We start from the raw sequence: 15,119 nt of genomic DNA, 5'->3' as shown, positions 1-15,119 counted from the left end.
AGGTCTCTGTTCTGATTATAATAATTAGGCAATAACCGCCTCATGCTAACCTAGGCTGCATTTGGCAACAAGCCCATAACAGCATTCAAATTGGCGAAAATAGGCCAATTATGCTAACTTTGCCCGCCACAAAAGGGTGTGAAGCACGCCACCCTTTAACATAATAGAAATGCACTTCACGCATTTTCTTGCTCGGCATGTGAACTCATCGATCTTTTAGCTGGAGACACTATGACGCAAAGTCAAAGCGACAAAACAGACATTCGACTCGATAAGTGGCTTTGGGCTGCACGTTTCTATAAAACCCGTGCCATCGCCAAAGAAATGATTAACGGCGGCAAAGTACATTACAACGGCCAGCGCGCCAAATCTAGTAGGAATGCCGAGATAGGCGCCGTCCTTAAGATACGCCAAGGATATGACGATAAAGAGATCGTCATAAAAAAATTATCGCAATTACGCCAAAGTGGTGCGATTGCACAAGAATTGTACGAAGAAACCGCGACAAGTCTGGCTAAACGGGCCATTAATGCTGAGCAACGACGTCTCAACATGCTCAATAACCCGATACCCGATCAGAAACCAGATAAAAAGCAACGACGTCAGCTCATGCGCTTTAAAGACCTTTAACAGTGAGATACACGATGAACCAAGATACTTTACACCGCTACTTGTTCGACAATGCCGATGTGCGTGGTGAACTGGTGCAGTTACAAGACAGCTATCAACAAGTGATCAGCGCCCAAGAATATCCAGCCGTACTGCAAGTGCTGTTGGGTGAATTAATGGCGGCCACCTCGCTATTAACCGCGACATTAAAATTTAGCGGCGATATCAGCGTGCAGTTACAAGGCAACGGCCCTGTTTCTTTAGCAGTGATCAACGGTAACAATCTACAAGAGTTACGCGGTGTGGCTCGCTGGAATGCTGAACTTGCCGATGATGCTAGCCTTACCGATCTGTTCGGTCAGGGCTATATGGTCATCACCTTAACACCCGATGAAGGTGAGCGCTACCAAGGTGTGGTCGCACTGGACAAGCCAACACTTGCGGCCTGTGTTGAAGAATACTTCAATCAATCTGAACAGTTACCAACAGGCATTTGGTTATTTGCCGACGGCAAACAAGCGGCGGGCATGTTCCTACAAATTCTGCCAAGCCAGCAAGATCACAACGCCGACTTCGAACACTTGAGCCAACTAACGTCGACCATCAAGGCCGAAGAGTTATTCACTCTTGATGCAGAAAGCGTATTACATCGCCTCTATCATCAGGAAGAAGTGCGCCTATTCGATCCTATCGATGTGAGCTTTAAATGCACCTGTTCCCATGAACGCAGTGCCGGCGCAATCAAAACCTTAGATCAAGCAGAAATCGAAGCCATTCTCGCCGAAGACGGCAAGATCGAAATGGGCTGCGAATATTGCCACGCAAAATACATTTTTGATGCCATAGACGTAGCGGCATTATTTGCGAACGGTCAGACGTCAACGACCCAGCAATAATCGGTTAAACGGATCATCAAAGTTAAACAATATGGGCGCCCGATTCGGCGCCCATTTTTTATTCATACCCACAATCCCCTCACACATTGCACTCGGCTTAGGCTACAATCGCCTCACTTTGTTACCTAGCAAAGCTTAGGTAATAAATAAAATAAAATCGGCAGACGATCGATAACAAAAAATAACCTTACAAATCAAATGGAGACCTCACTATGGCGGATGGATTAAACCGCGTTCACTTTAACCCCTCAACAGCACAACTTGTCGAATTTGCCCTGCTACGCGGCGAAGGTGAATTGACAGCCAATGGCGCATTAGTCGCTAAAACAGGCGCTCGCAGTGGTCGCTCACCCGGCGATCGTTTTATCGTAAGAGAACCCAGTTCAGAAGCAGACATCGAATGGGGCCCAGTCAATCAAGCTTTCGACCCCGGTGCTTTTGAAGGTTTATGGGCGCGGGTAGAAGCTTACCTAGCCGATAAAGAACTGTTTGTATCTGACCTCGAAGTCGGTGCCGATACTGAGCATTACCAACCAGTACGTGTCACCACGCAATACGCTTGGCACCAACTGTTCGCCCGCAACCTTTTTATCATCCCAGAAGAATTTAACCGTAAAGACAAGCCAGTGTGGCAGATCATCAATGCCCCTGACTTTGTTTGCGATCCCGCGCGTGATGGCACTAACTCAGATGCAGCGGTGATTTTAAACTTCGCCGAACGTAAAGTGCTGCTAGCTGGCCTGAAATACGCTGGCGAAATGAAAAAATCTATGTTTTCTGTACAAAACTTCCTGCTGCCAGCCCAAGGCGTGCTACCTATGCACTGCTCGGCCAACGTAGGTAAAGATGGCGACACTACGCTATTTTTCGGTTTATCTGGCACAGGTAAAACCACACTCTCTGCCGATCCAAAACGCTTCCTGATCGGTGACGATGAACACGGCTGGGCACCTGGCGGTGTATTCAATATTGAAGGCGGTTGCTACGCCAAATGTATCGATTTAAGCCAGAAGAATGAACCTGTTATTTGGGATGCGATTCGTTTCGGCACTGTGCTTGAAAACGTCGTAATGGACGAACACCGCGTACCCAACTACAAAGACAGCAGCCTGACGGAAAACACCCGCGCAGCGTATCCGCTGGAGCACATCGCCCAACGTAAAGAAGACAACTGCGGCGCCGAGCCACATGCGGTTGTGTTCTTAACCTGCGACGTGTCTGGCGTATTACCACCGGTTTCTATCCTGACCAAAGAACAAGCGGCATACCACTTCTTGTCTGGCTATACCGCTAAAGTGGGCTCGACTGAAATCGGCTCAACCTCGGCGATCCAATCGACCTTCTCAACCTGCTTCGGTGCACCTTTCTTCCCACGCCCTGCAGGCGTGTACGCAGAACTGTTAATGAAGCGCATTGAGTCATTCGGTAGCCAAGTGTACTTAGTTAACACTGGCTGGACTGGCGGCCCACACGGTGTGGGTAAACGTTTCGACATCCCTACGACGCGCGCCATCGTCGATGCGATTGTCAGCGGTGAGTTGAAAGATGTTGAAACCGTCCACTTAGACACGCTGAATCTGGCCGTGCCTGTGGCAGTCACAGGCGTAGACAGCAATTTACTCAACCCAATCAACACTTGGGGCGATAAAGCGCTATATGCTGAATACGCCCAAAAACTGGCCGAAGCTTTCACTAAGAACTTCGCTAAGTACCAAGTGTCAGATGCCATCCGTAACGCAGGCCCAAAGGCATAAGCGGTTAGCGGATTCATTTAGATAATGTAATCAAACACATTGTTGAGTAAAAAAGCGCGGGTTCAGTCATGAACCCGCGCTTTTTATTTGCCTATGGATTTTATGACTAATAGCCAGCCGCACTAAAGTCACTGCGATAGATTTTTATGTGTTTTATTTCTTATCGATTAGTTAAACCAAGCTTAAATTAATGCTGCGTTTTTATAATCACAGATAACAATCATCATTTTTTAGGAAGCGGCACCCAAATGGAAAACCATAAACCTGTCACTGGATTCCAGCGATTTCTCAATGGCGTCGAAGTCGTCGGCAATAAACTGCCCGATCCGGCGGTGTTATTTGCGATGTTTCTGGGCCTAGTCTGGCTGATCTCTTGGGGATTATCGGGTGTCAGTTTTGATGAAATCGACCCTCGTACGGGCAACCCCATTCAAGTCGTGAATATGCTCGAAGGCGGCGCACTGACTGCATTTACCTCGAACATAGTCTCCACTTTTGTGACTTTCCCGCCGCTCGGTGTCGTGCTAGTTGCTATGCTGGGGCTTGGCGTGGCTGAGCATACTGGCTTTATTAATGCTGGCCTGCGCTCGATTTTATCGGTGACCCCCAAGATGTTACTCACCCCGGTATTGATCGCCGTGGGTATCCTTAGCCATGTCGCGGTTGATGCGGGTTATGTACTGGTGATCCCACTCGGCGCGGTGATCTTCTATGCCGCGGGTCGTCATCCTCTAGCCGGTATTGCCGCCGCTTTTGCTGGCGTATCCGGCGGTTTTTCTGCAACCGTTGGCGTGCCATCGAGCCTTGACCCTATGTTAGCTGGCTTAACTCAGGCGGCGGCAAGATTATCGGCCGACCCAGCGGCTGCCACATTAACGATTAACCCACTGAATAATATCTTCTTTACGTCGGCTTCTGCCATTTTAATTATCTTAGTTGGCTGGTTCTTAACGGATAAAGTGATTGAGCCGCGCCTAAAAAACACAGCTGTGAATGGCGATCCCAGCACGCTCCCAACCCTAGATGAACTGCAACCCCATGAGCGCCGCGGACTCAAATTCGCCATGGGCGCCATGTTGTTATGTGCCTTAGGTCTAGTGTTTAGCGCCTATGGTGACAACTCTGCCTGGCGTGGTACCGATGGCGCCTTAACCAGTGCCTCGGCTCCCTTAATGCGCTCCATTGTGGCGATTATTTTTGTGTTCTTCCTCGTGCCAGGCATAGTCTATGGTTACGTCGCTGGCACGGCAAACAACCACAGAGCCATTATTCAAGGCATGAGTAAGTCCATGAGCGGTATGGGTTATTACATTGTCATGGCCTTCTTCTGCGCCCAATTTATTTATGCCTTTGGTCAATCCAATTTAGGCGCATTAATGGCGATTAAAGGCGCGTTGGCGCTAAAGGAATTGGCCCTTCCTATGGGTGTAACATTAGTGGGGATTGTGTTTCTCACCGCGTTAGTCAATCTATTAGTCGGCTCGGCGTCGGCCAAATGGGCCTTGATTGGTGCCATCATGGTGCCCATGTTGATGGAGCTGGGCGTATCGCCCGATCTGACTCAAGCCGCTTACCGCGTGGGCGACTCATCGACCAATATCATCACCCCGCTGATGCCTTATTTTCCGCTGATAGTGGTGTTTTGCCAAAAATACGTTAAGGAATCAGGCATAGGCACCCTTGTGGCGCTGATGCTGCCGTTTTCAATCAGTTTTCTGCTGCTTTGGAGCGGTTTCTTACTCGCTTACTGGGCCCTAGGCCTGCCATTAGGAATTGGCAGTTCACTCTCCTTCCCAGCACTATCTTAGCCTTAGCCTGAATATCGCTTAGCGGATACGTCGGCTGAGCGATCGCAGATAAACAAAAATGGCGCCAACTCGACAAGAGCTGACGCCATTTTTATATTCATTGAATCAAACGATTGGGCTTACTTAGTATCCGATCTCAGCACTAACTCCACTCGACGATTCTGTTGTTGCCCCGCCTCATCATTATTGCTGGCAATGGGCGCATGCTCGCCAATACCCACAGCTTCAAGCTGTTGAGCTTTAATGCCATGACTTGCGGTAAGCAGCTTGACGACTGCAACAGCACGACGTTGTGACAAACCTTGGTTATAGGCTTGATTACCTTTGTCATCGGTATGACCCACCACATAAAATGCACGCTTAGGATTTGCCTTTAAGTAACTCGCAAGCACCTCGACAACGGGCTGCGCCTCGGGCAGCAACTTGTCGCTATCGTACTCGAATAGCAGCCCTTCTAAGGCAACATGCCCCTTGGCTTCGATTTGGTCGGTCAGCGCCTCAAGATTGATCCCCACGCGGTCATCCTTAAGCTCTGTCTCCTCTAACACCCGCAAGTCGGTCCATAAACCATCAATATAACCAAGGGTATAAGTGCTCACATGCACATTGCCCTCGGGGCGCGTTAAGGTATACCAAGCATAAAACTGGCTGTCTTCGTTACCAATATTCACTAGAGAATCGATGGCTTTGATAAACCTATCCTCCCTACCACAGGCCTTTCCCTGACACTCAAATTGCGTCTCGAATCCGAGTTTAGTCAATGCCACCTTGTAGTTAGTGAACACCTCGTAACCCGAATATTCCTTTGGTATTGAATAGCCATTTTGAGTCAACTTACCCGCACGATCCACCAGCACAGGCTTATTGCTTGCATCCATTGAAGACACAAAGGCAGTGCTCGCAAAGCCTTGGCGTTTAAAGTCCTGAATATAGCTTCCCTTTAGGCGGCTGATAAGCGGATGATCCTCGGCGCCGTTGGTATCCTTCTTTTGATTATCTTTAAACTCGATTTGCTTAGGCTCCTGCTGTAAAAATGCGGCATTAACCGTGACTAAGTCTAACGGCTCGGGGATCGCCTCGAGCGTCGTAATATGAAGACCCGCAGAATCATCCATAACTGCTGCTTGTATGGCGGTATAAAACTCTTTTTGCTCATTTTTAACTCGAGCAAACAAGTAACCACTTTCAACACCAATAACGCCATCCAACAGCGCAATTTTCTCTCGTAATATGCGAGAATCACCACAAGCCTCAAGCAGACACTCGAATAGGACTTCGCCACCAAGCTTTTTAATCTGCTCACGGTAATTGTCGAGAATATGCGCAGGGCTATATTCGGGCGCTAATTTGTATTTTTGCTGATGGACCTGACCGAAGATGGGCTTAAAACGATAGTCAGACCTTTGTTCACCCGCGCTGATAATAAAGGGATATTCGGCATAATGGCGCGTCAATTCATCCTTTAATTTCGCCGTAGGAAAAGGCGTAAATAATCCCTCATCCGCCGCCATTAACGACAATGGCAACAGGCTCGTCGACATAGCCAATATCCCCACTAAATAACTCCGCTTAGAAACACGCATCAATATTTACCCTCCATAGAAATACTGCTGCGAAAAGTAACACTAAACGGATTGCGCAATAACAAATATGAAACAAGTTAATACTTTAGCGTGATTGAGGCGATGGGTTGTACAGGCAAAAATAGCTGTCGAAGAAACGACAGACTGATATAGATGTCAATCACTTAACCTGTCTTTTCGCCGAGATTCACTTTCATCACAAGGACGTTTATTTTGCCATCTTCCCACACAGCTCGGATCCTATCCATAATCGCCCTTTTATTTATGCCGCTATGTGTGCAAGCAGTAAATCAAAAATTAGACGATGAATTAACCCAACGCTGCTTAGGCACTTTCGATTTTATTAAGACCCAAGACCTAGCGACCTTTATCGCTCTTATGCCGTACGCACCAACTAAAAAAGAACAGGAATATGCTGGCGAGATTTTGCAACGCTCCCACAAGCGCTGGTATGTTGACCGAACCATGGATGAAATTACTCCCAAAGGGGTGAGCTATAGCACAGCAGACGAATTTAAACGGCAAAAAGGCGCTATCCAAGAAGCAAGAGTTAAACTGCTGATCACCAGCCCCAATAAACAAGCCTCGGTCAGTTGCAAATTTGTCGAAACACCAAAAGGTTGGTTCCTCTCCAAATTGCCGTAAGTGATCTAAAACAGCCAACGACATAAAGGCAAGGTAGTAATGCAGTATTCGCAATTATCTAAAAAGGCCCAAAGGTTTATCAATCCTGATGGATTGCATGAACAGCTTCGTCTTGCAACTAAGAGCCATTATGTTCGTCGAGGGTTAGCATTATTGGGACTATTGCCACTTTCGGCATCTCTTATCATGGCGATCACCCTCGACGGCGGTGAGCAGATTTTTTACCAGTTTGTCGTGGCATTGTTGCTACCTCTAGTACTCATTCTCTGGGCGTTCAAGCAGCATTTGGTACTTGATAATCCAAGTCAGCAACGTTTCGTACAATCACAATTTTTGGGTTATCACTTCAAAAAAGCCTACCTAGCACCACTGAAATCTACCGAGTTACTATTGCGCCACGATAGTTATAACAGAAACCAATATGAGCTTAAGTTGCATAATCTTGTGTACCCAATCGGCAGTTTAACCGATACCACTCAAGCTATGATGTTCTTTGCACAGACATTTAATCTTCCTGCCAAAGAGCAAATCACCCAATTTCCCAATATCCGTGAGCTAGACATACTCTCATCGAATGAACCACTTATCGCGTCACTCTCGCTAAATGATCAGAATAAACCGCTAGTGCAAGAGGTCGACACCATCAACACGGTCGATGGATATAGCGCACAAGCGATTGACGCTAAAGAGAATGACAATCCTACTCATCGTCCGCCTTCGGCAGATATCGAACCACTTTGGCACCCCAAATTAATACTTAAACTGTTTTATCCGCTGCCATTTATTATGGTGTTTGGCTTTGCGATGAAGTTTATTGGAAGCCTATAGCGATGCACTTTAAACAACTCTCACCGACCATAGCAATCATGGCTAAAACTCGAGCACAAACCATTGGGCGCTGGATTTTTGCAAGCCTAGTCGCTTCACTCACCTTATTTAACGCGCTAGGTTTTGAGCATTGGTCCTATGCCGAAGTGATTATCTGGTCGTTCATTGCACTTCTTAGTTGGCATCTACTATTTGCTCGTAGGCGTATTCAGTTTGATCTCAAACAACAACTAATCACCATTAACGTCAGTTCGCTCTATCCGCTAACCCAACAAGTCATCCCCATCAACCACATTGCAGCATTTCAAATACGGCAACGTCTCGGCCAGCCCCATAGGTATGATTTATTAATTGTGATGGATACTCAAATTGAACCATTGAGATTTCAATATGGTGACTTGCCCCAAATGAAAAAGCTGGGGCAAGAAATATCACAGTTTTGTGCTGTTCCATTACTGTTTGATTAAAATAAAGACCTGACAAGATGAATAAAGCGCAGATGGCTAATGGCTTATTCTGGTTGGCAAGTTAATACTTTAGCGTGATTGTGATGACGAACTCTAAACGCAAAAATGGCTGGCTAAAAAAGAAACAGACTGACATAGATGTCAATCACTTAACCTGTCTATTCGCCGAGATTCACTTTCATCACAAGGACGTTTATTTTGCCATCAGCCCACTCAGCTCGGATCCTATCCTTAATCGCCCTTTTAGCCATGCCGCTATTTACACAAGCAACAACTGTCACGCCAACAGAGCATCAAGGCACTTGGGAAAATAAAGATGAAGATAGAGATGGCGTGCCCGACGAATTGGATGATTATCCGTTTGATAAATATAAAAGTCAGTACGCCTTAGTTGCTGAAGAAGAGTTCAATAATAATCAAGATGTTGCAAATCATGTCCAACAAATCCCATCGCGTATTTCTGGGGTTGTGCAACAAGTCAATGATCTCGATTTTTACCAGATAAAACTAAAGGCAGGCAAATCAGTCACGTTTTTATTATCTTCCCAAAGTCATGATTTCTCACCAGGTATGGCAGTGTTAGATAGCGAGGGACTAGCTATCCTTGCATGGGCACCAAACTATCAGCCTGTCGGAAAATATAAGCGCGCAATCCAAGTAAAACCGAGGACATCAGGCGTTTATTATCTGGTAATCAATGACAAACTTTTCCGCGGCAGGCCTGATTTTAACTACAAGATAGCGGCATTTTTTGATAATGACGTAGATGCCATTGATGACGCAATAGAACCAGCCTTCGGTTTTGAAGCTTATTCTCAGGATACTGATAATGATGGTATTTATGACGGGGAAGAGTTCTATGTATTTCAATCTGACAATCTGATGCTGCATGACGTCGATGGAGATGGCTTACCCAACTGGCTCGATGATGATACTGATGCAGATGGAATAAAAGATGGCTTGGAGGGTGCGACTGACTTAGATAATGACGGATTAGCAGCGTTTGCTGACCTTGATGCCGATGGAAACTCGGTATTGGATGCCATGGAAGTAGGTAAGAATAGTCAATCTCCGCTCAATTTTGATGGCGATGCACTGGCTGATTTCATCGATCTCGATGACGACGACGATCTTATTTTAGATGTCAATGATATAGAACCTCATTCAAGAGTAAAATCTGCGGCTTACCCTTCTGAAAATTATAAAGAAATTAGAACTATCTATTATCTACATGATGGACAGACACCAATAAAAGACGTTTTCATCGCGAATAAAAAACATCGAATACTGGGTGAAGGTCTGAGTGATGGTTTACTTGTATTTGCCCGTAAGTCTGGTGGACCAATCAATATGCCAGTCGAAGTAAATCAAGATGCAAGTGTGGATTTCATTTTGCCGGCTGATGTAACCCAAATGTATTTTGTTGCCTCGAATCTAATCAGCGCCAATGGTATTGATATCCTTTATCGTAATGAAAATATCCCCATAATACTCGAGCAAACGGCTCTGCGGGCAAAACCGGGCGCTGAAATGTTACTGAGAGGCAGCCATTTTAATGAACAGACTAAAGTGGTTTTCTCTGGACAAGAGATTGTGCCTCGCTCAATCAACCCAGTTGAATTAATTTTTGATATTCCCAATACCGCTGTTTCGGGAGAATTATATGTCAAAAATACCTACGGCAAGAGCAATACCCTTAATGTGCAAGTTAATCGCTCAGTGTTACTAAAAATAGCCTCTGATGTATCCCTCAACGCCTCGACATTATCTGCGCTATCAATGGGTAGTGATAATGAAGACTCCCTCTTTTTTAGTGTTCAAAGAGAGTTACTACTGCCAGTCTCCAACAAAGGTTACGACCAAATATTGGTATTCTTAGGCGAACAACAAATACTTAATGCCGTCTATTATGGTCAGTCTGAAATCACTATTGATTATGCAACTACAGCGGTATCACGTGCTTGGCAATTTAGTGGCATTAAAAGCACGACATCCATCCCTGACTATCAATCATTCTTTGTACAAACCCAATCTCTACCCGACGTTAAACAACTCGAAGACTATATTCGTAACCACATTACACAACCCGAAACGTTTAATCAGCCGCCTTTTTTTCAGAGGGTCGCAGCGGCAGGCGATGCTGTGAACAAATTACTCAATAAGTTATAGCGAGATAACTACCTGAAATGATGAGATACCAATTAGAACCATGGCGCACTCGCAAGCTGATGCAGTAACGCTATGTGATTATTTTCAATTACAGAAATACCTTCCCCTGTTTGTAACAGCATAGCGATGACAAGCAGAGAAGAAATAGCGTATTTCTTACGAAATATAAGTCAGCTATACGGGCCTCAACCCTGTGGCATTAAACTCTTGATATTGGAACTCATATGAAATTACAGAAACTCTACCTATTTAAACTCGGTAAACCTATATCTCTACTGCTAGGGCTTGCAGCGATATTCCCCATGTACGCCACAGGTTCAGAGTTACCTGCTGAATTAATTGCCGAGCTAAAACCCCGCTGTGACAAAATGATGCAGGATATTCGCGATAACAAAATGGATGCCATGATTAAAGAGTTTCATCCCATGTTACAGACATGGAATGAAGGTAAGTTAGCGAAGAAGATGGCCATGCTTAGCATCAATGGTTATAAAAATGAAATGTTCGGTCAAATTCCATTAGATAAAATCGTATTCTCCGAGCAAGAATCCAGTTTTCGAGACCCAAGTAAAGATAACATAGGGCAATATCCCGATATGACAAACATGGCAGATTTGCATTATAACTTTTACTTTGTGAGACCTGATGGCAGAAAACAAAAAGGAAGCGTGAACTGCATTCTGTTTGAAGCTGCTGGTAAATGGTATTTCGAAGATAATCTGCCGTTTTAACCAAACCTTACCTAACAAAAGTTAATACTTTAGCGTGATTGAGGAGACGGGCTCTACACGCAAAAATAACTGACTAAAAAAACGGCAACCTGACATTGATGTCAAACACTTAATCACTCTCTTCGCCAAGAGCAGCTTCATCACAAGGACGTTTATTTTGCCATCAGCCCACTACCCTCGGTTTCTCTCTTTAATTGCCCTATATAGTTTACTTGCCTGCAGTATTTTTCCTGCTAGCGCCGCGCTGGATAGAGATCAGGCTTTGGCGACTTTTGACAGCCAAACAGTACCACTCATAGAGCAAGCCATTGCATTAGGGGAAACAGCACCAGAGGACAGAATTGACGATGCGTTAGATCGCCACCAAGGTGATGCACTTGCCGTTATAAGGGAAGGCATTCCTCAACGTCTGGCGATTAAGGCAAAGCAACAACTCATGTTAGCGAATGAGTACCTTAGGTATTTTAAAGAATTACAGCAGCAAGTTCCGCATGCGAGTCAATGCCATCAACCAGAACTTGTGGCAGATTTCAGAGCACAAATCAAAGAGCTCAACGCCTATGTGGATAGGCTCAACACTTACCCTAAACTCCAAAACCTAGGCGACGCTTTTCCAGCCTTAATGGACATGAATATTAATCAGGCACGGGTAAACACCTTAACGAGTCTGTTTCATCGATTTCGGCTCTGTGTTTTAGGCGATGATACACCGGCTATTGTCGATGGACTCACAGGCGAAAAAGGAGATGCAATAGCCAACGCCTTTATCAATGCATTTGCGGCTAAACAGGGCTTGCCCCACCCAACTGCATCACAAAATATGGCGGATGAAATGGCTGAAGATGATGCGCCAATACTCGATGATATGGGAGATGAACAAGCCATCGAAGAGGATACTGAGCAAGACAATAGCGAGTCTGATGAGCCTGAAACGGAGCTCGCTACTGAGATTTCACAACCGATATCCGCCGTTAAATTCAGCAATATGCCACTTAATGACTGCATCCAAAAACAAACTAAACTCTTCACTATTCAGCAGAGCCAAGAACTCAGTCTGCTTAACTGCCAATTTAACCCCACAGACATAGTGACGTTGCAAGATCTCAGCGCCTTTAACAATCTCGACACCCTAAGCTTAAAAGGTGGCACGCTCAGCACACTCGGTAATCTGAACAGTAATAATCTTAAAACCTTAATGCTGACCGATATGAAGGTCACTGACTTTTCGGGTAAAAACCTACAACTCGATAGCCTGTTCCTCAGCCGCATTAGCTCAAATAATTGGCCAAGCTTAATCGAACTTAACGTCCAGACCATCAGCATTGACAAAACAGTGAATTGCGCTGAACTCAAAACATTATTGGCATCAAAAAAGCTTATTCCTATCCATCCTGGACTGAGTCCAACAGACATGGCAGAACGTATGCAACAAGCAGAAACCAATGGCATACCGCTGTTAATGCTGGAATGTGCGATCTAACCAGCTCAAGTCTCTCATTAAAATCTTCAAGCTAAGTATGCACCTTTCATACTTTTGCATACTTGTTTGATTTTTAAACAGAAAGGAAAATACACAAGCAATTAACACTAGCACAACAGGCGCCTGAGTTAATTACAGGATTGGATGTTAAGTCGTAGCGAAAGGGATTTCTCTAAAAAATGGTAAACGTCTCATCAAAAGCGTTCTCAATTGCTATCCGCTATTGCCTACCCCCGTCATCGTACCCAATGTAAAGCTAATCACATTTAAACAATAGAAACAAACGTTCCAAGATATTGATTAATATTAAAATAAAATAGACACGGCTTAAATAATGGCGATGGAAGTTGCCGAGTATATTCACGTAAGGATACAAGATGTTTAAACCTAAACTGCTCTCTTTGCTTATCGCCACCAGTTTACTGACGGCATGTTCTGGCTCGGACGATAAAGATGATACAACACAGATCCCAGAGCCTACTCCACCGACTGAATATGCGCATAACGTTACTGGGCAAGTCAGCTATATCGGTGCCATCGCTGGTGCGAATGTGTGTGTCGACCTCAACCAAGACTTAAGCTGCTCTGAGGGCGAACCCAGCACAACGACGGATACCGATGGTAAATATCAAATAGATTGGAAAAGCGAGACCGAAAAACCTAACTATTACCTGTTGGCCAATTGGATTGATACCGCACCGTCATCTGCACGCTCAGCATTGGCGATGAGCTCCGCCGCAGCTAACACCAGCGCCACCACTGGCGGCATGAATATCGTTGCCCTGCCCGATCATGCGGGTCATATCAACGCGCTGACCAATATTGAGTTTTCACGCTATCGCAAGATGATTGAGGCCGACTTAACGCCACAGCAAGTGATTGAGTTCCGCGCCAAACTCAAATCCTTATACGCCACTGGATTTAAACAAGTCGAAGCCGATTTATTTAGTCTTTCGCCCGAAATAACCCTGCAACCGACATTTATCGACACTCTGCTGTTACACGATTATCTGCTAAATCTCACCAATGAGCGCACAGTGGAAATTTTGGCAGCCATCGAAGTGTTAATCGCCGCATTTGAAGCCTTCGAGAATTTAATCCTAGGGTATGGATTTGGCACTGATGCTTATCTGCAAACCAATCCTGTCGCCGTCACCAATAAGGTTGAAAATACCTTAGTGTCCTTCGGTTATATGGAAGCGCCGGTTGATGACAAAGCCATGAACAGTGTTGACTGGGATAATGTGTATAGCAGTATGCACAATCAAGCAGGCGAATTACATGTACTCAGTATACAAACCGTACGCAACAGTCATTTTATCACCTTGGATTATGGTGTTGATGAGCAAAGCCTTACTGGCGTGATCTCAGGTAAAGTCGCTATGCTCATCGAAAAAACATCTCAAGAGGATACTGAAACCGAATGTTGGAATGAGCCGATGCAAAAATGGATTAATTCCACACGTAACGATCAAGGTTATGTCAGTAAAGAGCCGATCATTGAGGGCAACCTTTTAAAAACCGTCTACGCTGGCACTGATGTCGAAATCCAAATGAATTTTCAGAAGTACCAAAACAGTGCCGCTGACTGGCAAGATTTGCTAGTGAACCTCCCTGCGGATCTTAAACTGGCGCCACTATCTTGGCCTTCGCAAATATATCGCATGGATATTAAGCAAACAGACGACGTGTTATGCCGCAATGAAGCCCCCATCAAACATGAAACTGATGTTGCAACAGCAAGTCAGATGTACTCTAAGCTGCTAGTGCAACTCTTCTGGTCGTACGCTTACCCTGACGGGTATATTCAAGATACGCCTAATAAGTTCACTCTTCTCGATAGTTTCGGCCAACCCGAAGCGCAATATGAATGGGGCATTAGTACCAGTCCAAGTAATGAGCAGCTGTTGACCATAACTCAAATAGTTGAAGACCCTATTGAGCGCGAAATGGTTAGTTCACACTACTACCTAGTCAGCCCTTACTTGCTGACCGAAGTTGAGCTAAACAAGGCTTTTGATACATCAGTAAATAAACAGTTTTATCGATTTACCTACGACAGCAGCTTCAGCAACACGCTATACAACCATTTTAAATCCCTAACAACCCAACCTTAATAAACTAGCGCCCCTGAAGTGATACCTCAGGG

12 protein-coding genes are annotated in these 15,119 nt (G+C 45.2%); 11 read left to right on the top strand and 1 reads right to left on the bottom strand.

Annotated features, from left to right (window positions below; all coding sequences use genetic code 11):
- Positions 1–231: 231 nt before the first annotated feature.
- From hslR to Q4Q50_RS11900, 4 genes are all read left to right on the top strand, one after another.
- Positions 232–630 (top strand): ribosome-associated heat shock protein Hsp15, encoded by a 399-nt coding sequence (hslR, locus tag Q4Q50_RS11915; protein WP_259483934.1) that lies wholly within the window; start codon positions 232–234, stop codon positions 628–630.
- 14 nt (positions 631–644) lie between these two features.
- Entirely contained in the window at positions 645–1,505 is an 861-nt protein-coding gene (gene hslO, locus Q4Q50_RS11910; protein WP_115335977.1) for an Hsp33 family molecular chaperone HslO, read from the top strand.
- A gap of 212 nt (positions 1,506–1,717) precedes the next feature.
- The gene (locus Q4Q50_RS11905) at positions 1,718–3,259 is read left to right on the top strand and encodes a phosphoenolpyruvate carboxykinase (protein WP_259483935.1); all 1,542 of its coding nucleotides are present in this window, start codon (positions 1,718–1,720) and stop codon (positions 3,257–3,259) included.
- A gap of 248 nt (positions 3,260–3,507) precedes the next feature.
- On the top strand, positions 3,508–5,067 hold the full coding sequence (locus Q4Q50_RS11900; RefSeq protein WP_311890570.1) for an AbgT family transporter: 1,560 nt from the start codon (positions 3,508–3,510) through the stop codon (positions 5,065–5,067).
- 119 nt (positions 5,068–5,186) lie between these two features.
- On the opposite strand, the gene Q4Q50_RS11895 is transcribed toward Q4Q50_RS11900, so the two are convergent.
- Entirely contained in the window at positions 5,187–6,650 is a 1,464-nt protein-coding gene (locus Q4Q50_RS11895; protein ID WP_311899466.1) for an OmpA family protein, read from the bottom strand.
- A gap of 276 nt (positions 6,651–6,926) precedes the next feature.
- Between Q4Q50_RS11895 and Q4Q50_RS11890 the strand changes: the two genes are divergently transcribed.
- From Q4Q50_RS11890 to Q4Q50_RS11860, 7 genes are all read left to right on the top strand, one after another.
- Positions 6,927–7,295 (top strand): hypothetical protein, encoded by a 369-nt coding sequence (locus tag Q4Q50_RS11890; RefSeq protein WP_311890568.1) that lies wholly within the window; start codon positions 6,927–6,929, stop codon positions 7,293–7,295.
- A gap of 39 nt (positions 7,296–7,334) precedes the next feature.
- Positions 7,335–8,123, top strand: coding sequence for a hypothetical protein (locus Q4Q50_RS11885; RefSeq protein WP_311899465.1), 789 nt, complete (start codon positions 7,335–7,337; stop codon positions 8,121–8,123).
- A 2-nt stretch (positions 8,124–8,125) separates the two neighbouring features.
- Positions 8,126–8,590: a hypothetical protein gene (locus Q4Q50_RS11880; protein ID WP_311899463.1), complete on the top strand. Its 465-nt coding sequence runs from the start codon at positions 8,126–8,128 to the stop codon at positions 8,588–8,590.
- A 198-nt stretch (positions 8,591–8,788) separates the two neighbouring features.
- Positions 8,789–10,759, top strand: a complete 1,971-nt coding sequence (locus Q4Q50_RS11875; RefSeq protein WP_311899462.1) for a hypothetical protein — start codon at positions 8,789–8,791, stop codon at positions 10,757–10,759.
- Between the two features lie 224 nt (positions 10,760–10,983).
- On the top strand, positions 10,984–11,490 hold the full coding sequence (locus Q4Q50_RS11870; protein ID WP_311899461.1) for a hypothetical protein: 507 nt from the start codon (positions 10,984–10,986) through the stop codon (positions 11,488–11,490).
- Between the two features lie 262 nt (positions 11,491–11,752).
- Entirely contained in the window at positions 11,753–12,970 is a 1,218-nt protein-coding gene (locus Q4Q50_RS11865; protein ID WP_311899459.1) for a hypothetical protein, read from the top strand.
- A gap of 377 nt (positions 12,971–13,347) precedes the next feature.
- Positions 13,348–15,087: a hypothetical protein gene (locus tag Q4Q50_RS11860; protein ID WP_311899457.1), complete on the top strand. Its 1,740-nt coding sequence runs from the start codon at positions 13,348–13,350 to the stop codon at positions 15,085–15,087.
- The last annotated feature ends 32 nt before the right edge of the window (positions 15,088–15,119 follow it).

Origin of the sequence: Shewanella scandinavica (genome assembly GCF_031932065.1) — a bacterium.
Lineage (GTDB): Bacteria > Pseudomonadota > Gammaproteobacteria > Enterobacterales > Shewanellaceae > Shewanella > Shewanella baltica.
The sequence above is the reverse complement of the archived record's forward strand: the minus strand, read 5'-3'. Positions and strand labels throughout refer to the sequence as shown.